Raw genomic sequence first — 20,245 nt, forward strand, 5'->3', positions numbered from 1 at the left:
TGATGCCTATGAATGATGAAAAACAACAATTACGAATACAGCAAAAAGATCGCTTGACTAAACTGGATCCTAGCAAAAAAAAAGCTGAATCGTTGTCGCTTTACAAACAATTGTTTACCAGCGATCTCTGGCAGCAGGCACAGACCATAACTGTGACACTTAATTTACCTATAGAACTTGATACTCAGCCGATTATCCAGCAGGCTTGGGAATTAGATAAAACGGTTTTGATTCCAAAAATCATTCAGAAAAAAATGATTTTTACTGAATTTGAGGAAACGACCAGACTCGTTGAAGGCAATATGCATATTCTTGAAGCCGTTACTTCTAATGAGTTTCCCAAAGAGCAAATTGATTTAATGATCGTGCCAGGATTGGCCTTTACAAAACCTGGTAAACGACTGGGATTTGGTGCTGGTTTCTATGATCGCTATTTGGCTGATTTTACAGGTCAGACGCTTTCTTTATCATTGAATGACCAATTACTAGAACAGTTGCCCAGCGATCGATTAGATGTCCGAATTAAACAGATTTTAACGCCCGAAGATTGAGCGTTTTTTTCTTAAGTAAGTGAAACCTTCGCCTAACTGTTCGGAAACGACCCTGATCGATACAAAAGCTTTCGGGTCGATCTCATTAATGATTTCCCTAACTTGCCGGACTTCGGATGGATCGACAACGACATAGACAGCACGACCCGGCTTTCTCTCATAGCCGCCTTCAATGTCAATATAAGTCGAACCTCTTTCGATGTCCTTCATGATTTTTTCGGCAATTTGAGTTGGAAATTTTGAAAAAATCATGAATTCTCGAGCTGAATAACCGCCATCTTGGATGAAATTGATCACATTAGATGAAACAAAAGACATGATCAAGGTGTACATCATTTCGGCAAAATCCAAGTAGACTAATGACATGGCTAAGACGATCGCGTCAATGGCAAACAGAGATTTTCCCATCGCGATACCAAATTTTTGTTCAATGATACGGGCGATAATATCCGATCCGCCAGTCGTTGAACCAAAGCGGAAAACCAGACCAAGACCAAGGCCGATCGAAAGGCCGGCTAAGAGGGCAGAAATGAGTTTGTCATGGCTGAGGTTGATCGTTAATGGTACTTGTTGAAAGAACCATAGCCAAAAAGATAAGATGAGAATACAGTAGAAAGTTGTCAAAATCTGTCGTTTGCCCAACTTTAAATAACCGAGGATCAAAATAGGAATATTAAAAATAATATTTGTAATAGCTGGGTCAATTGAAAATAAAGCACGAAAAATAAGCGTAATACCAGTTACACCACCCTCGGCCAATTTGTTGGGGATATTGACGTAAATTAAGGCAAAAGCGTAAAAAGCACAGCCGATTGTATAAGCCAGAAAGTGTAGAGGCTTGATTTGCTTAAAGAAAGAAGTCATGTTCCTAGTATAGGTTATCGCACTGAGTTATGAAGCGAACAGCGGGGATCGGACCCGTGACCTCCACCTTGGGAAGGTGGCGTTCTACCACTGAACTATGTTCGCAAAAAAACATCCGCAGACTATTATATCAAACGGCTACCGGTGCTTTAATTGGATCTTCATGAATGTAATTTTCAATTTTGATGTCTTTCATTGTGTAATCGAAAATTGAGTTGATATCCGGGTTTAGTTTCAAAACTGGCAATTGATGCATGGGCTTTGTCAGCTGTTCTTCAATCTGATCAATATGATTGTTATAAATGTGTGCATCACCGATCGTATGGATGAACTCGCCGACCTGCAAGCCTGTCTGTGCTGCAACCATAGATAGTAATAGCGAATAGCTGGCAATATTGAAAGGAACACCTAAAAAGAAATCACCTGATCGCTGGTATAATTGCAAACTGATTTTGCCTTCAGCGACATAAAACTGACTCATAACGTGGCAGGACGGCAGTGCGGCTAAGGGTGTCGTTTCTGGATCCCAAGCTGTCAAAATTAATCGGCGCGAGTCAGGATTTATTTTGATTTCACTGATCAAACGGCTGATTTGATCAACGCTGCCGTTATCGTGAGCATCCGGCCAGCGCCGCCAAAGTTTGCCATAAACATCACCAATGTTGCCAAATTTTTTACTAAAGCTATCATCACTTAAAATTCGATCAACAAACAGTTGTTTTTGCTGCTGATATTGCTTGGCAAATTCGGGATCTGTTTGCGATCTATGACCAAAATCAGTCATATCTGGGCCTTGGTAATCAGTACTTTCGATCCATTTTTTAAAGGGCCATTCATCCCAAATGTGATTATGATGTTCTAATAGAAAACGAATATTATTGTCGCCGCGTAAAAACCATAGTAATTCGGATTTAATTAAGCCGAAGGGCACTTTTTTTGTTGTTAGCAAGGGAAAACCTTCGCTGAGATCAAAACGCATCTGAGCCCCGAAAACTGATCGGGTCCCAGTTTGTGTGCGATCCATTTTAGTTGTTCCTTTTTGTAAAATATAGCGGGCAAGATTTAAATATGCTGCTTCGTTTTCGCTCATGGATTATATGTTAATAATTTTTGCCTTGGTTCGCAAGTTCGTTCGGTAAATAAACTATAAAGCCGATATATATTTATTTTCAAATAAAAAAAGTCCGTCAATGACGAACTTTAGTCTTTAAAATTGATTAATTAAACTAAAATTAGGAACAGTACGAAAATGATTCCTAAGGCATACATGACCGGTGATACTTTCTTTCCTTGTCCGGTCATAATCATCAAAATCGGGTAGGTAACGAATCCTAATGAAATACCATCTGAAATACTGTAGGTAAGTGGCATACCAATTGCGATCAGCAGTGCCGAAGCGGCAACTGGGAAATTTTTCCAATCAATATCAGCTAAGTTAGAAGCCATCAAAACACCGACCAGAATCAAGGCTGGTGCCGTGACTGCGTCAGTAACAACTGACAGCAAAGGACTGAATATCAATGAAAAGAGGAATAAGATCCCTGTGAAAATTGATGTCAAGCCTGTTCGGCCACCAACAGCGATTCCGGCAGATGATTCAATGTAAGCTGAAGTTGGTGAGGTTCCCAGCACAGGTCCGACCAGCATGCCGACAGAATCAGCCATCAAAGCTTGTCCGACACGGGGAAGCTCGCCTTTTTCGTTTAGAAAGCCAGCATTCTTAGCTAGGCCAACTAAAGTTCCGGCTGTATCGAAGAAGGTGACCAGCAGGAAAGTGAAAACAGCGATCCATAATTTAAAAGTATTGATGTCGCCCAAATGCAGCAATGCTCGGCCGAAGGTTGGCGCTAAAGAAGGCGCAGCTGAAACAACGGCTGTTGGCAAAGCGATCAAATGGGTCAAAAGACCAACGATCGTGGTACCGATCATTCCTAAAAAGATCGAGGCAGGAACGTGTCTTGCATACAGAATAAAGGTGAAAAGAACACCGAAAATCGTTAACAGAGTTGTTGGTGTTCCCAGGTTTCCCAAAGTGACCATCGTGTCTTTAGAAGAGGCAACGATGCCACCATTTTCAAAACCAATAAAAGCAATAAACAGACCAATTCCAGCTGCGATCGCAGCTTTTAGATCCTTGGGAATTGAGTTGATGACAATTTCACGAATTTTAAAAATTGTCAGAATGAAGAAGATGATTCCAGCGATAAAGACCGCAGCCAAAGCCGTTTGCCAGGGTACTTTCATGCCTAAAACGACTGAGTAGGCAAAGAAGGCATTAATGCCAAGGCCCGGGGCGATCGCAAAGGGGTACTTGGCAACCACTCCCATAAAAATCGTTGCCACCGCAGTGACGACACCTGTTGCAACAAAGACAGCACCTTTATTCATACCAGTTACTCCCAAAACACTTGGGTTAACGAAAAGAATATAGGCCATCGAAACGAAAGTAGTCAGTCCAGCAACGAATTCCCGACCAATCGTTGTTTTGTTTTCCTTTAACTTAAAATATTGATCCATTTTTCCTCCACGAAGAGATTATTAACCATGAAAACACGAACATTTAAATTATTTTTTTCACAAATATGAGTTGATATCAGTTTTTAAATTTGACAGAGATTGCTAAGATTAAAGTATGAATTTCGTGACCTCAGATACACATTTTTTCGATGCCGGCTTAATTGGTCATCCACATTTTGCACCGGCACGGCAAGATTTTTTACAAGTTAACGATATGAACGAAGCTATCATCGAGGCTTGGAACAAGGTGGTCATGCCGGTTGATACTGTCTATCACTGCGGGGATGTTGGTGTCTTCTATAAGAATGGCAGCAAAGAAGATATGCTGGCTATTTTAAATCGTCTTCAGGGCAATATCATTTTTGTCAAGGGCAATCACGATAGCCATGATTTTTTTAAGTATTTGGATGCGAATAATTATAAAACCGCCAGTGGCCAGCCTAAATTCAGTTTTCATGACGTAGGTGCTTATTTTAAGTTTGATCACCGCCAGTATTTTCTGACGCATTATCCGATGATCTTCGGCATCACGACCAACAGCATTAATTTGCATGGCCATATTCATCACAGCTCTGTTGATATCAAGGAAAACATTAATGTTGGTATTGATTCTAGTGATTTTGATTATTTTTCAAAGGAGCAATGTCCTGCGTTTGGCACACCTCTTTCGATGAAACAAGTTGAATTTTTGGTTCAGGCCAAAGCGGATGATTTTGCAAAAAGGCGATAACGATGGCACATGAATTTGTGACAATTCTACACACCAATGACATTCACAGCCATGTTGAACATTGGCCGCGAATCGCTAATTGGATCAAGACGCGCCGCGCAATCCTGCAGGCAGCTGGTCATTTTGTTTTGACTTTTGATATTGGTGATTTTATCGATCGCTATGATGCCAACACGCAGGCTACTTGGGGCAAAGCCAACACGCAGCTGCTAAATGATTGTGGTTATGATGGTGTCACGATCGGTAATAATGAAGGACTGGGTTTGCCGCATGATCGCATGGAAGATATTTATTCTCAGCGTCATTTTGCCGTTTTGCTAGCAAATATTTTTGAAAACGACCACCAATTACCTAAATGGGCTGAAGAATTCCGTATTTTTGTCACACCGAAAGGTACAAGAATATCAGCTTTTGGTCTAACGGCTGCCTACGAATCAACCTATCCGCTGGCTGATTGGCTGCCTGTTCAACCACTGCCGACCTTGGCCAAATTATCTGATCGTGTTGTGGCTCAATCGGATGTTCGAATCTTGTTATCTCATCTCGGTCTGCCGACTGATCAAGCCTTAGCCAAACAATTTAAAAAAATTTCTGTCATTTTAGGTGCGCACACCCATCACTTGCTGCCTCACGGTCAACAAGTTGAGCAAACGTTTTTGGCGGCCGCCGGGAAATACGGTGAAAACGTTGGTGAAGTGACGCTGGAAATCAATGAAAATCACGAAATCGTCTCTACAAAAGCAAAAACGACCCCTTTCGATGATTTACTGCCTGTAAAATCAGCCTCAGCGTTCTTGGAAAACTGGCGTGAGTCTGGACGCACGATCTTAGCAAATCAGATCGTTGCCAATTTGCCGGTATCACGGAGTCCGCTTGAGCAGGTCGATGACTGTGCTGATGCTTTGATGACTAATTTTCATACGAAAATAGCTATGATTTCGACCGGCATGTTTTTAGACGACCTGCCGGTTGGCGAACTGAATAATTTTCAGCTTTTAACCGATTTGCCGCACACGATCAATCCGATGAAAATCGATATTACTGGCAGTGACTTATTAAAGTTGCTGGCCGAAATTCATTTGCAGCATGACCATCTTTTGAATCTGCATATCAACGGTTCCGGCTTTCGTGGTGACAAATTTGGCGAAATGAAGTTCTTCGGACTTGAAAACAGCAGTATTGATCCTGATGAACATTATGAAATTGCCAGTCTTGATCACTACTATTTTCTGCCTTGGTTTCACTCTTTGCAGGCGGCTGAGGTATCATTTGATTTTAAGGGGATTTTGCGGGAATTAATGGCTCGCTATTATCATGTAAAATATCGTCGTGAGGTACTTGATTGAAAACAGTTTCCGTCATTGTTGATCTACCAACTCGGCAGACAAATCAACCTTTTACATATGCAATTCCAGACGATTTACTGGATTTTGATTTGCTTGGTCATCGCGTCCGAGTACCTTTTGGCAGACGCTTTTTAATGGGCTATGTCGTCGCCGTTGATCAAAAGCCAGCAGGTGATTTTCAATTAAAAACGATTGAATCTATTGTTGATAAACAGCCGATCTTAAATCATGAAATGCTGGCATTATCGGATTGGCTGGCTCGTTATGTTTTTTCTTATCGCGTACAAGTGATTCAAGCAATGCTGCCAAATGCTTTTAAGCCACGTTATTTAAAGGGTTTGAAAATTGTTGGTGATGTCTCAAAAGAACTGAGACAGACTATTTTTTTAGGTAATGATGAAATTGAATTTTTAGCTAAAAATTATGATCCTCAACAGACAGCGATGATCAACGAACTAATTCGCCAAGGCAAAATCGTACAGACAACGACGATTGAAAAGAAAAATAAGGCCAAGACTGTTAAAGTGCTGTCAGCTAAGTTATCTGCTGGGGAATTGTCGGAGCTATTAAAAAGCAGGCGGCGCAGCGAAGCGCAGAAAAAACTCTTGATTTTTCTCGCTGACCACGAGAATGTTTTTTTTCAAAGCAAAGAACTCGCGGATATTTTAGACATTTCTGTATCGACGATCGCAACAGCTGAAAAAAATAATTGGCTGGAAAAGAGTCAAATGCCATTAACGAGAAACCCGGTCAAAAATATTTCTGTCAAAAAAACCAAAGCGGTTAAACTGACCGCTGATCAGCAGTCAGTTTTTGATCAGCTACTGGCTTCGATTACAAAAGGAGAAAATAAAACTTTTTTGCTCGAGGGCATCACAGGCTCTGGCAAGACGGAAGTGTACTTGCAGCTGATTGAAAAAACGATCGCTGAAGGGAAAACGGCTTTATTATTAGTTCCGGAAATTGCGTTGACCCCGCAAATGATTCGGCGTGTTAAAGCGCGTTTTTTGGATTCGGTTGCTTTGATTCATTCAGGCCTGTCGGATGGTCAGCGTTTAGACCAGTGGGAGGAGATCCGTGATGGCAAAATTAAAATTGTCATCGGCACACGTTCGGCTGTTTTCTCACCCTTGTCTAATATTGGGCTGATCATTATCGATGAAGAACATGAAACGAATTACAAGCAAGAGGACAACCCGCGCTACCATGCTAGAGATGTCGCTTTATGGCGGGCGAAATATCACAAAGCTGTCACTTTATTGGGCTCGGCAACACCTAGCTTGGAATCGCGAGCTAGAGCGCAAAAAGGACTTTTTCAGTTATTGACCATGAAACATCGTGCTGTATCGGGAGCTGTTTTACCAAAAGTTTCAATCGTCGATATGCGCGAAGTCTGGCAGCGGCAGCATGCAGATAGTGATTTTAGTCCAGAACTGCTTGATGCGATCAAACAACGCCAGCTGAATCATGAACAAAGCATTTTGCTGTTAAACCGTCGCGGATTTTCATCTTTTGTCATGTGCCGAAATTGCGGTTATGTGCCGCATTGTCCGAATTGTAATGTCTCCTTAACACTGCACATGGATAGCCATTCTTTAAACTGCCATTATTGCGGTTATGAGGAAGCGATTCCTAATACATGTCCTGTATGCGGCAGCCATCAGATTCGCTATGTTGGTACTGGCACGGAAAAAGTGGCAGCTAAATTGAATTCTCTGATCACCGGCATCAAGCTTGTGCGTTTGGACCAAGATACAACTCGTAAAAAAGGCAGCTTGGAAAAAATTTTGAGCGACTTTGCTGCTCGTAAATACGATGTCCTATTGGGTACACAGATGGTTGCTAAAGGACTTGATTTTCCAGATGTGACCTTGGTTGGTGCCATCAATGCTGATGTTGGTTTGAATCTGCCGGATTACCGATCTGGTGAAAAGACTTTCGAACTATTGACACAGGTTGCTGGTCGTGCTGGACGTGATCAGAAAACAGGCGAAGTTATTATTCAAAGCTTTAATCCTGATAATTACGCAATCAAATTGGCAGCTGATCAAAATTACGAGGCCTTTTATAAATCAGAAATGCTTTTGCGCCATTTAGCAGACTATCCGCCTTATTTTTATACGATTCAAATTGCAGTCAGTGGTCCTGACCAGTTTTTGACCAGTCAAGCAATTGATCAGGTTTCTGCATTTATTCGGCCTCAATTAGATCCGAAAACGATTGTGCTGGGTCCAACACCGAAGGCGATCGCTAAATTACGCAATCGTTATTATTTCCAAATCATCCTGAAGTATAAGGCTGACCAGAATTTAGAAAACACACTGACCAGCCTGCAGACTGACTTTGCTGAAAAACTTTCTAAAAATATTTATTTAAGTATTGACCGTGATCCGGTATCATTTATTTGATGACTAATTCGGTGATTTTTTTTGGAACTTCAGATTTTAGTGCCAGTGTCTTGCAAGGCTTGATCGATGATCCTGCTTTTCAAGTGCTTGCGGTGGTGAGCCAGCCTGATCGGCCGGTTGGCCGGAAAAGGACTTTGGCAGTTACTCAGACCAAAAAAATTGCAATAGCCAATAATTTGGCAGTTTTCCAGCCTGAAAAATTATCAGGTTCAAAGGAGATGGCTGACTTGATCGCAATGCAGGCTGACTTTTTGGTGACGGCTGCTTTTGGGCAATTCGTCCCAACTAAACTGCTGAAGTCAGCGACCGTTGCGGCGATCAATGTCCATGCCAGTTTGCTGCCCAAGTACCGTGGAGCTGCTCCGATCAATTGGGCACTTATAAATGGTGATAAAAAGACTGGCGTTTCGATCATGTACATGGTCAGGGAGATGGACGCCGGCGATATCGTTTCTGTGAGAGAAATACCGATCGCAACATCTGATAATGCCGCCTCTTTGTTCGAAAAGCTGGCCATCGTTGGTCGTGATCTTTTGCTAGAAACAATGCCGAAAATGCTCACAGGTGATTTCCTTACAGCTAAACAAGATACAAGTCGGATCACGTTAGCGCCGAAAATTGATAATCAATTGTCTAAACTGGATTTTTATCATAAATCTGCTGCACAAATTGTTGACTTAGTTCGCGGTCTTTCGCCAAAGCCTGGTGCAAGCTTACGAATCAATCAAGAGCAGATCAAGGTTTTTACGGCAGAGACTGGTTCGCTGATTGGCCAAACAGGTCAAATATCAATACTGTCCAAGCACGATTTCGCGATTACCGCAGCCGATGGCATAGCTGTCTTATTGCAGCAGGTTCAGCCTGCAGGAAAAAAACGCATGTCCGTTTCGGCTTTCTTGAACGGGTCTAACAAGAGCTTGCGTGTCGGTGACCGCGTTGATAGGGTATAGTATTACAATAGTATTACGGATGACTTATGCAAATCGCCTACTTAAGTGATATTGGGACTCGAAAAAAAGAAAACCAAGACTTTGTCGGGATTTTCACGAATAAAAATCACTACAAACTCGCCGTTGTCGCAGATGGCGTCACGAGTGAAAAAGGCGGTGATGTTGCAGCTGAGATGGTTGTCAACAACTTCGGTTTCGGTTGGCGCCAAACGGAAATCGCCTCAATTCAAGCTGCAAAAGACTGGATTTCAGAAAAAGCCAGAGAAGAGAACAGTCGTATTTTGGAAGCTGGCAAACGTTTCGATGATCTTTCGAAAATGGCAACGACGATGGTACTGGCTGTGGCGATCAAGGATGATGTACTGGTTGGCAACTTAGGTGATTCGCGAGCTTATATTTTTAATGGCAAATTTTTAAAACAGCTTTCTCTTGATCATTCTTTTGGCAATGAACTGCTGAAGCGTGGTGAAGTTTCTCAAGAAAATGTTAATAGTATTCCGCATCACCAAAGCATTACGCGTTATTTTGGCTTGAATGCGCAGACAGAAATGTTTTTTACGGTTTCAAAAGTCGCTAACAACGACATTATTATGCTGGCAACAGATGGTTTGACAAAACAAGTTGAGGAACAGGATATTTTACGTGTTATAAAATCAAGACACAAGTCTCTAAGCGAGATGGTGGCACAATTAGTTAATACAGCTAATGAACAAAGCGGTTTTGATAATGTCACGATCTTACTAATGTCACAGTTTAAGGAGGATAATTGATGAATCCTGGTTCAATATTTGCAAACAGATATCAAATTATCCGGCCGCTCGGCGAGGGTGGGATGGCCAATGTTTATTTAGCTACTGATATGCAGAGCAATCAGCAAGTGGCGATCAAAGTCCTGCGTTTGGATCTGCAAAACAATCCGGATTTTGTGCGCCGTTTCCAAAGAGAAGCTCAAGCCGCAGCACAACTGGTTCACCCTAACATCGTTAAAGTACTGGATTCGGGTTCTTTTGATGGTATGCAGTATTTAGCTATGGAATATGTTGATGGCATGGATCTGAAAAAGTACATCGCTCAATATTATCCAATTCCTTATACACAAGTTGTGAATATCATGGAGCAAGTACTTTCGGCTGTTTCTATGGCTCACAATCACGGCATTGTTCATCGTGATCTAAAACCGCAGAACATTCTTGTTGGCAAAGATGGTTCGCTTAAAATCGTTGATTTTGGTATTGCGATCGCTAGAAGTGAATTTGGTATGACGCAGACGAATGCTGTTTTGGGATCAGTTCACTATTTAAGTCCTGAGCAGACTCGTGGCGGCATGGCAACGAATAAGTCTGATATTTATGCGCTGGGTGTTATTTTGTTTGAAATGTTGACCGGGAAGGTGCCTTACGAGGGTGAGACAGCAGTTTCGATCGCGATGAAACATTCTTCTGAACGGATGCCTTCTGCTAAAGCAGCTGATCCAAATATTCCACAGGCTTTGGAAAACGTTATTTTACGCGCTACTGCTAAGAATCCTGATAATCGTTATTTAACGGCTGAAGATATGGCTAATGATTTGCGGACAAGCCTGTCACCACAACGGTCAGGAGAAGCTAAATTACCTGATTTTGTTGATGATCAGGCTGAGACTAGAACGATCCCGATCGATGAACTGAAATCTCAAGTTGCTAGCGGCATCCAGCGGCCTAACGCATCTGCTAATGAAGTTGATCCCGCTGTGTTGCTCAAGGATGCCAAAAAGAATGCCCCCCTTGTCAAAAAACATAAAAAGCATCGTATCTGGCCTTGGATTCTAGCTGGTCTGCTTGCGGCTGGCATCATCGTTATTTTAGCTGCGATGTTTTGGCCTGGCAAAGTTCAGGTGCCGGATACGCATAACATGGCCTTAAATAAGGCAGAAAAATTAATTCGCAATAATAATCTTGAAGTTGGCAATATTAGCAAGACAACTTCAAGAACGATCAAAAAAGGTCAAGTAATAAAGTCCGATCCAAAGATCGGCTTGCATGTATCGAAAAAAACCAAGATCGATCTGATCGTATCGAATGGTGCTAAAAAATTGACTTTCGGAGATTACGTCGGTTCTGATTACTCAATTGTGGCCAATGTTTTGAAAAATCAAGGCTACAAAGTTAAAAAGACTGAACGTTATTCTGATACCATTTCAAGTGGGCAGATCATTAAGCAGTCCATTGCAGCTGATGAAAAAGTCGACCCTTATGAAACGACGGTTAAATTTACAGTTTCTAAGGGACCGCAAAAGATTACAGTACCAACTTTTGATAATGTTGCCAGTGCCCAGGCTTGGGCCAACCAGAATGGTATTAAGCTTGAAATTAATTATAGTGAGACTAATCTTTACAGTAGTGGTAGTGTTATTAGCCAGAATCCTAGCGGTGGTACGGAAATATCATCTTCAACCGTTATTAATTTGCAAGTTGCAAAGGCGGCGCCTTCTAGTTCAAGCAGTTCTTCTTCTAGTTCAAGCAGTTCTTCTTCTAGTTCAAGCAGTTCTTCTTCTAGCAGCTCGTCTAGCAGTGAGAGCAAATAAGCATGACAAAAATGGTGTATGTTTAGCTGTTTTATAAATCAATTTAGGGAGAAAATATGAGTGTTATTGTTGCGCCGTCCATTTTGGCGGCAGATTATTTGAATTTAGCTGATCAAATCCAATTAGTTGAGAAGGCTGGTGCAAAATATTTGCATATCGATATCATGGATGGTGATTTTGTGCCCAGCATTTCTTACGGACCGGAATGGGTCAAACAAATCAAAGCCAGCGGCAGCCAATTAGCGTTAGATGTGCATTTAATGGTTAATCATCCAGAAAAAATCGTGGATGTTTTTGCTAAAGCCGGTGCAGATATTATTGGTGTACATGTTGAAGCTACTGCACATATTCACCGTGTTTTACAGATGATTAAAAATGCTGGCAGTCGTGCCGAAGTTGTTATAAACCCAGGCACACCAGTTTCTTCGATACTGCCTATTTTATATATGGTGGATCAAGTTCTTGTTATGACGGTTAATCCAGGATTTGGCGGTCAAAAGTTTTTGCCGCAAGAAATCACTAAAGTCGCTGAACTTAATCAATATAAAAAAGATCATGATTTGCATTTTGATATCGAAATTGATGGCGGCGTTAATGATAAAACCGTTATCGATGCTTATAAGGCCGGTGTTACTGTTGCTGTCGCTGGTTCTTATGTGTATGACAAGTTAGATCCAGCTGCCAAAGTTCAAAAATTGATCGAGGTCACGGATTTTGCGGTCGATTAATATTTTGGCAGGTGGTCCTAGGGAAAATCTGCCCAAGAATTTTTCGGATTTTTTACATTCAGATTCAGATTGGATCGGTGTTGATGCTGGTGCCTTTTATTTACTGACACATGGTGTCGAGCACATCACAGCTATTGGTGATTTTGATTCTTTAACTGCATCAGAGTTAGCATTCGTGAAAAGCAAAGTTGATCCAAAGAATTTTTTTCAGGCAAAACCAGAAAAAGATTATACCGATACAGAATTGTCCCTGCTTTGGGTTGAAAAACATTTCGATTTATCTAAATACGATGCCATTAATTTATTTGCCATGACTGGTCAGCGTCTTGACCACGAACTGAATAATCTTCTGAATTTATTTGAGGCGCAATACACAAATATTCTGCGCAGGATTAAATTTTATGATCTGACTAATATTGTTGAATTCTTTGCTGCCGGAAATTACCTGCTATCCAATAAATTTCACAAGAAGTATTTGGGCTTGATCACTTTGAATGATATTAGTCATTTTTCAATTAAAGGGGCCAAATACGAGTTATCGAACTTTTCATCTAAAATTGCTCGTGCTTTCGCGTCAAATGAGTTTTTGAGCGATGCAGAAGTCGAAATTAGTTTTGAAACGGGAAACGTGATTGCAATATATAGTTAAAAAGCCCGATAAACTTTGTTTTTTAAGCTTACTTTTGTATAATAGTTAAGGCTTTTTACTTTTAGTGCAATTGCCCATAAAGTATAAGCTTAAAATTTTAAGCCTACATCGTTCAATCGATGAACTATTAAAATGGAGGAAACCAAATTGGCTGAAAAGGAACATTACGAAAGAACTAAGCCGCACGTTAATATTGGTACTATCGGTCATGTTGATCATGGTAAGACCACTTTAACGGCTGCTATCACTAAGGTATTGTCTGAAAAAGGCCTTGCGCAAGCCCAAGATTATGCCTCAATTGATGCCGCTCCTGAAGAGCGTGAACGTGGAATCACGATCAATACTGCCCACGTTGAATACGAAACAGAAAAACGTCACTACGCACATATTGATGCGCCAGGACATGCTGATTACGTTAAAAATATGATCACCGGTGCTGCACAAATGGATGGTGCCATCCTTGTTGTTGCTGCAACTGATGGTCCTATGCCGCAGACTCGTGAACATATTTTGCTCGCTCGTCAAGTTGGTGTTAACTATATCGTTGTATTTTTGAACAAGACCGATCTTGTTGATGATGACGAGTTAATTGATCTTGTTGAGATGGAAGTTCGTGAACTTTTGTCTGAATATGATTTCCCTGGTGACGATATTCCTGTTATTCGTGGATCTGCTTTGAAGGCTCTTCAAGGAGATCCAGAACAAGAAAAGGTCGTTTTGCACTTAATGGATGTTATTGATGAATACATTCCAACTCCAGTTCGTGACATTGACAAGCCATTCCTGATGCCTGTTGAAGATGTCTTCACGATTACTGGTCGTGGAACTGTTGCCTCTGGTCGTATTGATCGTGGTACTGTTAAAATCAATGACACGGTTGAGATCGTTGGTCTACGTGATGACATTAAAAGCACCGTTGTTACAGGTGTTGAAATGTTCCGTAAGACTTTGGATATTGGTGAAGCCGGTGATAACATTGGTGCTTTGCTTCGTGGTATTGATCGCGAAGGTATCGAACGTGGCCAAGTTTTGGCTAAGCCGGGTTCGATCAAGACTCACAAGAAGTTCAAGGGTGAAGTTTATATCTTGACCAAGGAAGAAGGTGGCCGTCATACGCCATTCTTCACTAATTATCGCCCTCAGTTCTATTTCCATACGACTGATGTTACAGGTGTCGTAGAATTACCTGAAGGTGTTGAAATGGTTATGCCTGGTGATCATGTGACATTTACTGTCGAATTAATGAAGCCAGTTGCTATCGAAAAAGGTTTGAAGTTCACTATCCGTGAAGGTGGCCATACTGTTGGTGCCGGCACTGTTTCTGAAATTGATGACTAATGTCTATAAAAAATCACTATTCAAAAGATAGTGGTTTTTTTTATTTTATTTTGTTGAACGCTTGACTTATTTTTTAAACCTTGTTACTCTTAGTACAAGATTAAGAAGGCGGTGGATATTTTATTGATAATTAATGGCGATGTATTTAAGACTCGAAGAAATGATTTAAACATGACTCAAGCTGAACTAGCGGATGGCTTGACTTGTCAAGCGACAATTAGTAATTTGGAAATAAATGGCGTTTTGCCGAACTTCGATATTCTAGAGGGCTTGACGAGGCGGCTTTCATTGACTGTCGTTGATATTCTTACTACTCGCTTAGTAACGAACCCTCTTATTTTGCTACAGCATCAATTGGACGATGAATGTTACGGTAAGGTTCAGACGGGATTAAAAAAAATAAGCCGTCCTAGTCAAGACAATTTTTTTGAGCGGCAGCAATATGATTATCTATGTGCCTCATCGTCGTTTCATGATGGTCTAATCGAAGATGCTAATTTCCACTGTGACCAGATGATCAATGTTCCTGAAAAACAGCGAGTTTGGTTTCACTATGCTTTGGCTAATACGATCAAAGCAGAAATTTGGCAGCAAAAGGATGATTTGTTCAAAGCAGGTGTTTGCTTTGACAGTGTTATTGATATTATCAAAAAACATCCTTATACTGAGCCGTCATTTTCTATGACCAGTTATATTCGGATTTACCAGGCTTTAGCTGAACATTTTTTATTGGTTGGGAATGTAGACGAAGCAATATGCCACTTAAACAAAGCATTTGGCATTTTAAAACAAAAAAATTCTATTTGGCATTTTGGCGAATTAATGATGATCCAAGCTCAGGTATACTATGAAAACAAAATGTACGGCGCACAAGAAAAAATGATTTCTGCTGTTCAAGAACTATACAAAATATTAAAAAGTCCGCAATTAGCTAGAATGTTGGATAAGCTTGAAGCCTGATGGCTCAAGCTTTTTTATTTTTTAAAATTTGCTAATAGCGACTTGACATACGAACATATGTTCGTATTATTGAGATATGAGGATGTCTGAATATTTTGACAATGAAAGACGCCGAGTAATTTTTGCAATTGATAGCAAGTCTTTTTACGCTAGTGTTGAGGCTGTTTCACGCGGCTTCGACCCGCTTAAAGTTCCTCTTATCGTGGTTTCGACTGGTCCCAACATCGGTGGCAACGGTTTAATTCTTGCAACGAGTCATATGGCCAAAGAGCGTTACGGCTTGAGATCGAACGTTAGCCGTGTACGTGACTTGCCAAAAAAAGATCATGACTTGATCATGGTGGCGCCACGTATGAATTTTTATATCTATGTTAATTCTCAAATTAATGATATTTATCGAAAATATGTTGCTGATGAAGACTTGCATATCTATTCTATCGATGAAAGCTTTTTAGATATGACTAAATCCTGGCAGCTGTTTGGCAGCAGCGAGATAGAAGTTGCTAAGAAGATTCAAAAAGAAGTTTATTTTAAAACGGGAATTTATACAACGATCGGTATCGGCGATAACTTAACGCAAGCAAAAATTGCAATGGATGTTTATGCCAAACATAATCATGGCTTTATGGAACAAATCAGTTATGAGACGATTCCGGAAAAATTATGGCCGATTAAAGACTTGGATTCTGTCTGGAGTATTGGTAAACGAACTGCACGAAAACTAGAGGCTATTGGTATTCATTCTTTAGATGATCTGGCTCATCATGATCCTTATGATCTGAGCAGAAAATTTGGTATTATTGGCGGCCAGCTCTATCTCTTGTCTTGGGGTATTGATCGAGCAGTGATTAGCCAAAAAACTTTTCCAAAGGAAAAATCTTACGGCAACTCACAGGTTCTGCCAAAAAATTATACGCAGAAAAGCGAAATTGAAGTGGCCTTACAAGAAATTTCGGATCAAGTTTCAGCCCGTATTAGAAAACATCATTTGCAAACTCGTTTAGTTCATGTGTGGGTCGGCAATGAATACACTAGTGGCGGTTTTTCTAAGCAAAGCAGGATTACAGCAACAAATGAAAGCAGAGTTTTAGATCAAATTGTGTTGAATTTGTTTCATGCCAATTGGCGAGGGGACAAAATTCGTAATATTTCTGTTTACTTTGCTGACTTAGTTGCTGATAGCAGTCAACAGTTTGATTTGTTTCGAACGGCTGACCGGCAAATCAAAGATCGAGAACTGGATAAGACTGTTGACAGCTTGCGTCTCAAATATGGTTTTACAAAATTGGTTAAAGCTTCTTCCACTTTACCTGGCGGCACGGCAATTCAACGAGCCGGTTTGGTCGGCGGTCATAATGGCGGTAATAGCTATGAATAAAGATTATCCAAATTATGATCCGAAAATTCGAGACCAATTCATTCATTCTTTTCAAGATCGCGGCATGATGAAATGGGGCGGTTTTTATTTGTCAGACCATACGCGTGTCATCGAAAAATCATCGAAGCAGCGTGCTGAAAAAGAAAGACGCTTCTTAAGAGAGCGAATGGATTTTAAAACAATTTCTCAAAGATTATTTGACGCATTTTCGAATCACAAGGAAGTTCAGATCCAATTAGCCGAAGAATCTGAAGAGCATGACATTTATGCGACTATTTTAGGTTTTGTTGAAGGCTATGATGAAACAGGCATCTTAGTCGCTGACAAAGTCGTTGCCGTTAATGATATTTGGAATTGCCAGTTAATTGAGAATTAATTGTACTATACAATTAATTTTATAAGAACGTAAGCGATCGTCAAGAAAGGGATAAATGCTAATTGTTTTTCCTGCTGGTGAAGAATAATTAAAATGGCTAATCCGCTAGCTAGCATAATAACCATTAAAAACTGTAAATGAGTTGTATTTAAGTAAATGAGTATGATGACAGGCAAGTCGCCGAAACCCAGTGTTTGCCGACAATAAACGAAAAATAGCAGCAGTGCCAGTAAAATTATGCCAGCGATGACTTTTTCTTTGGAACAGTGTCGACACAATTCAAATAATATGATCGGATACAGAATGAAAACATGAGCTGAGTGATCATAAAGATCCTCACAACTCAAAAACAAGAATAGGCAGCAGATGATTAAAAATACATAGTTTGCTGATGCACTTAAAAAAATAACCGCTAGTGATAATTCAGTTAAAGGGTAAACTAGTGAAATATGATGTTTGCAACTGCGGCATTTTCCCAAGAAGATCAACCAGCTGATAATTGGTATTAGATTGATAGGCAAGAGTCGTTTGCCGCAATGATCACAATACGAAAAGCCCTTCAAACTAGCTTGGCGATTCATTCGATTGGCCAGACACATAATAAAAGATGCCAAACAGGCACCAAGAACAAAATAAATATTCTCCATATTTATTAATACGCATTTTCGCAAAAAAATGATATTACCCTTGTCAAGTAAATACCCTTGACAAGGTTTATTAAAAAGGATATATTAAGTCAAGTAATATTTTTAGGAGATAACTATGTCAGTTAAAATTCGTTTGCACTTGATGGGTACCAAAAAGCGTCCTTTCTATCGTGTTGTTGTTGCTGATTCACGGGCTCGTCGTGATGGCCGTTTCATCGGAGAAGTCGGCTATTACAACCCAATTACAAAGCCAGCAGAAATCAAATTGAATGAAGATGAAATTTTTGGATGGTTGATGAAGGGCGCTCAACCAACTGATACTGTTCGCAACTTTCTTTCTGATGCTGGATTGTTGAAAAGAGTTCATGAAGCCAAACTCGCTGCTAAAAAAGCAGCTAAGTAATCTTTCCGCCCTTGATGGCGGTTTTTTTGTATGATTTTAATATGAAAACGATTTTAACTGAACAAATTAATTATGCTTCGATCAATTTTCGCGACTGGTCCTTTAGCTATTTTTATTCAGACCAAGGCCTTGTTTTTACGACTTTTCAAAAAGAAGCGGTCAAAGAATTTGAAAAGTGGTCAGGACTTAAAAGCGTTTTTTTGCAGAAAAACACCGCGATCGATCAGGCTTTTTCAGATTATTTTGCCGGCCAGAGCTCAGAAATTGATTTAAAAATTGATTGGCATTTTTGGCAATTTTCTGATTTTCAGCTGTGTGTGCTTAAAGCCTTACAAAAAGTTACTCAACCAATCAGCTATACAGATCTTGCCGAACGACTTGCTGACAAAAAAGCTGTTCGAGCAGTTGCAACGGCGGTTGGCAAAAATCCCATTGAATTACTGATTCCCTGCCATCGTATTATTAGCAAATCTGGTCAGATTGGCCAATATCGCGATGGTTCAGATGTAAAGCGTGCCTTATTAGAATTGGAGGGAAAATGAGTCATTTACTACGTATTGGCCGAGTCCTGAATACTCACGGGATCGCCGGGGAATTAAAAATTGATGCGGTGACAGATTTTCCATCTCAGCGATTTGCCAAGAAGACTGAATTAATGATAGGTCGGGAAAAATTAATTGTTAAATCCAGCCGGCCTTTTAAAAATTTTTGGCTGCTGCAGCTGCTTGATCATGAAAATATTAATTTGGTGGAAAAATATAAAGGCCAAGATATTTTTATTGAAGACGATCAGCAGCTAGAACTAGCTGAAGGTGAATATCTTGTTTCCCAAATTATTGGCTTGCAGGTCATTGATGAACAAGGAAATACGATTGGCCAAGTAACTGATTCTTTTCATACCGGCGCCAATGATGTTTGGACGATCAAAAAAGTAACTGGCAAGGAGATTTTAATTCCTTATATTGATGAAGTTGTTAAGAAAGTTGATTTGAAACAAGCTGTGATCACAGTATCGTTGTTGGAGGGCTTGGATGAAAATTGATGTTTTAAGTATTTTTCCGGAAATGTTTGATCCTTTGCGCCAGTCCATGATCGGTAAAGCGATCGAGAAGGGGATTATTGATTTTAAGGTCACGGATTTTCGCGATTTTACAACAAATAAGCAAAAACACGTTGATGACGTTGTTTATGGCGGCGGTGCTGGTATGCTGCTAATGCCGCAACCAATTTTTGATGCTATGACGCATGTCCAAGCAGAAAATAACGGTGACAAAGGTCATGTGATTCTTGTTGATCCCGCCGGTCGCAAATTTGATCATAAAGTTGCTAAAGAATTGGCTGGATTTGATCATTTGACTTTTATTGCTGGCCATTATGAAGGTTACGATAATCGCATTCGTCATTTAGTCGATGACGAGATCAGTCTTGGCGACTATGTTTTGACTGGTGGCGAATTGGCCTCGATGGTCATCATTGATGCGACGGTCCGCTTTTTGGGAAATGTTTTGGGAAACGCAGAATCTGCTGAGGACGATAGTTTTCAAAACGGCTTGTTAGAGGAACCACAATATACGCGGCCGGCTGATTTTCGTGGTATGAAGGTTCCCGAAGTGCTGACTAATGGCGATCACGAGAAAATTCGCAAATGGCGTTTGCAAGCATCTTTGCGACGTACTTATGCACGTCGACCGGATCTGCTGGAAAAACGATCTTTTACGAAAGAAGAACTGGATTTGCTTGATGACATTAAATATAAGTAACTAACTACTTGATTTAAGGCTGCGAAAACTGATACAATTTTAAATGGCTATTTTTGCCAATCACTGACATTGCGCTG

The 20,245-nt window shown here is 40.5% G+C and carries 21 protein-coding genes and 1 tRNA gene; 17 read left to right on the top strand and 5 right to left on the bottom strand.

Features of this window, described 5'->3' with window-relative positions; genetic code table 11:
- The first annotated feature begins 8 nt into the window (after positions 1-8).
- Positions 9-551 carry a 5-formyltetrahydrofolate cyclo-ligase gene (locus DLJ48_RS06330; RefSeq protein ID WP_243148538.1) on the top strand — a complete coding sequence of 181 codons (543 nt, stop codon included), beginning with the start codon at positions 9-11 and terminating at the stop codon, positions 549-551.
- Here the strand turns inward: DLJ48_RS06330 and DLJ48_RS06335 are convergent.
- The 4 genes from DLJ48_RS06335 to DLJ48_RS06350 form a co-directional block, all read right to left on the bottom strand.
- Positions 534-1,415, bottom strand: a complete 882-nt coding sequence (locus DLJ48_RS06335) for a YitT family protein (RefSeq protein ID WP_128686645.1) — start codon at positions 1,413-1,415, stop codon at positions 534-536. The genes DLJ48_RS06330 and DLJ48_RS06335 overlap by 18 nt on opposite strands.
- Positions 1,416-1,448: 33 nt before the next feature.
- Positions 1,449-1,520, bottom strand: a tRNA-Gly gene (locus tag DLJ48_RS06340).
- A 25-nt stretch (positions 1,521-1,545) separates the two neighbouring features.
- Positions 1,546-2,505, bottom strand: coding sequence for a thymidylate synthase (locus DLJ48_RS06345; protein ID WP_128686646.1), 960 nt, complete (start codon positions 2,503-2,505; stop codon positions 1,546-1,548).
- A 131-nt stretch (positions 2,506-2,636) separates the two neighbouring features.
- Complete coding sequence (locus tag DLJ48_RS06350) at positions 2,637-3,932, bottom strand: NCS2 family permease (protein ID WP_128686647.1); 1,296 nt, start codon at positions 3,930-3,932, stop codon at positions 2,637-2,639.
- Positions 3,933-4,047: 115 nt separating this feature from the next.
- Here DLJ48_RS06350 and DLJ48_RS06355 point away from each other — a divergent pair, with 115 nt between their 5' ends.
- The 12 genes from DLJ48_RS06355 to DLJ48_RS06410 all read left to right on the top strand — a co-directional run bounded on the left by DLJ48_RS06355 (position 4,048) and on the right by DLJ48_RS06410 (position 17,358).
- Positions 4,048-4,662: a metallophosphoesterase family protein gene (locus DLJ48_RS06355; RefSeq protein ID WP_128686648.1), complete on the top strand. Its 615-nt coding sequence runs from the start codon at positions 4,048-4,050 to the stop codon at positions 4,660-4,662.
- Positions 4,663-4,664: 2 nt separating this feature from the next.
- Complete coding sequence (locus DLJ48_RS06360) at positions 4,665-6,008, top strand: bifunctional metallophosphatase/5'-nucleotidase (RefSeq protein WP_128686649.1); 1,344 nt, start codon at positions 4,665-4,667, stop codon at positions 6,006-6,008.
- Positions 6,005-8,416 (top strand): primosomal protein N', encoded by a 2,412-nt coding sequence (priA, locus tag DLJ48_RS06365; RefSeq protein WP_128686650.1) that lies wholly within the window; start codon positions 6,005-6,007, stop codon positions 8,414-8,416. Before DLJ48_RS06360 ends, priA begins: the two co-directional genes overlap by 4 nt.
- Complete coding sequence (fmt, locus tag DLJ48_RS06370) at positions 8,416-9,366, top strand: methionyl-tRNA formyltransferase (protein ID WP_128686651.1); 951 nt, start codon at positions 8,416-8,418, stop codon at positions 9,364-9,366. Before priA ends, fmt begins: the two co-directional genes overlap by 1 nt.
- Positions 9,367-9,392: 26 nt before the next feature.
- On the top strand, positions 9,393-10,136 hold the full coding sequence (locus tag DLJ48_RS06375; protein WP_128686652.1) for a protein phosphatase 2C domain-containing protein: 744 nt from the start codon (positions 9,393-9,395) through the stop codon (positions 10,134-10,136).
- Positions 10,136-11,929 (top strand): Stk1 family PASTA domain-containing Ser/Thr kinase, encoded by a 1,794-nt coding sequence (gene pknB, locus DLJ48_RS06380; protein ID WP_128686653.1) that lies wholly within the window; start codon positions 10,136-10,138, stop codon positions 11,927-11,929. Before DLJ48_RS06375 ends, pknB begins: the two co-directional genes overlap by 1 nt.
- Positions 11,930-11,985: 56 nt before the next feature.
- Positions 11,986-12,657, top strand: a complete 672-nt coding sequence (rpe, locus tag DLJ48_RS06385; protein WP_128686654.1) for a ribulose-phosphate 3-epimerase — start codon at positions 11,986-11,988, stop codon at positions 12,655-12,657.
- The gene (locus DLJ48_RS06390; protein ID WP_128686655.1) at positions 12,644-13,306 is read left to right on the top strand and encodes a thiamine diphosphokinase; all 663 of its coding nucleotides are present in this window, start codon (positions 12,644-12,646) and stop codon (positions 13,304-13,306) included. Before rpe ends, DLJ48_RS06390 begins: the two co-directional genes overlap by 14 nt.
- A gap of 147 nt (positions 13,307-13,453) precedes the next feature.
- Positions 13,454-14,644: an elongation factor Tu gene (tuf, locus tag DLJ48_RS06395; RefSeq protein ID WP_174813062.1), complete on the top strand. Its 1,191-nt coding sequence runs from the start codon at positions 13,454-13,456 to the stop codon at positions 14,642-14,644.
- A 171-nt stretch (positions 14,645-14,815) separates the two neighbouring features.
- Positions 14,816-15,604, top strand: coding sequence for an XRE family transcriptional regulator (locus DLJ48_RS06400; protein WP_128686657.1), 789 nt, complete (start codon positions 14,816-14,818; stop codon positions 15,602-15,604).
- Positions 15,605-15,686: 82 nt separating this feature from the next.
- On the top strand, positions 15,687-16,982 hold the full coding sequence (locus DLJ48_RS06405; RefSeq protein WP_128686658.1) for a Y-family DNA polymerase: 1,296 nt from the start codon (positions 15,687-15,689) through the stop codon (positions 16,980-16,982).
- Positions 16,975-17,358: a DNA polymerase III subunit alpha gene (locus DLJ48_RS06410; protein WP_128686659.1), complete on the top strand. Its 384-nt coding sequence runs from the start codon at positions 16,975-16,977 to the stop codon at positions 17,356-17,358. Before DLJ48_RS06405 ends, DLJ48_RS06410 begins: the two co-directional genes overlap by 8 nt.
- A 5-nt stretch (positions 17,359-17,363) precedes the next feature.
- On the opposite strand, the gene DLJ48_RS06415 is transcribed toward DLJ48_RS06410, so the two are convergent.
- On the bottom strand, positions 17,364-18,005 hold the full coding sequence (locus DLJ48_RS06415) for a prepilin peptidase (RefSeq protein ID WP_128686660.1): 642 nt from the start codon (positions 18,003-18,005) through the stop codon (positions 17,364-17,366).
- A gap of 115 nt (positions 18,006-18,120) precedes the next feature.
- Here DLJ48_RS06415 and rpsP point away from each other — a divergent pair, with 115 nt between their 5' ends.
- Genes rpsP through trmD form a run of 4 tightly spaced genes read left to right on the top strand, consistent with a single transcriptional unit; the run spans position 18,121 to position 20,168 of the window.
- Positions 18,121-18,408: a 30S ribosomal protein S16 gene (rpsP, locus tag DLJ48_RS06420; protein WP_128686661.1), complete on the top strand. Its 288-nt coding sequence runs from the start codon at positions 18,121-18,123 to the stop codon at positions 18,406-18,408.
- 41 nt (positions 18,409-18,449) lie between these two features.
- Positions 18,450-18,950, top strand: coding sequence for a methylated-DNA--[protein]-cysteine S-methyltransferase (locus DLJ48_RS06425; protein ID WP_128686662.1), 501 nt, complete (start codon positions 18,450-18,452; stop codon positions 18,948-18,950).
- The gene (gene rimM / locus DLJ48_RS06430; protein ID WP_128686663.1) at positions 18,947-19,450 is read left to right on the top strand and encodes a ribosome maturation factor RimM; all 504 of its coding nucleotides are present in this window, start codon (positions 18,947-18,949) and stop codon (positions 19,448-19,450) included. The genes DLJ48_RS06425 and rimM overlap by 4 nt, the downstream gene beginning before the upstream one ends.
- Positions 19,440-20,168 carry a tRNA (guanosine(37)-N1)-methyltransferase TrmD gene (gene trmD, locus DLJ48_RS06435; protein WP_128686664.1) on the top strand — a complete coding sequence of 243 codons (729 nt, stop codon included), beginning with the start codon at positions 19,440-19,442 and terminating at the stop codon, positions 20,166-20,168. Before rimM ends, trmD begins: the two co-directional genes overlap by 11 nt.
- The last annotated feature ends 77 nt before the right edge of the window (positions 20,169-20,245 follow it).

Origin of the sequence: Oenococcus sicerae, from assembly GCF_004102045.2 — a bacterium.
GTDB classification, from domain to species: Bacteria; Bacillota; Bacilli; order Lactobacillales; family Lactobacillaceae; genus Oenococcus; species Oenococcus sicerae.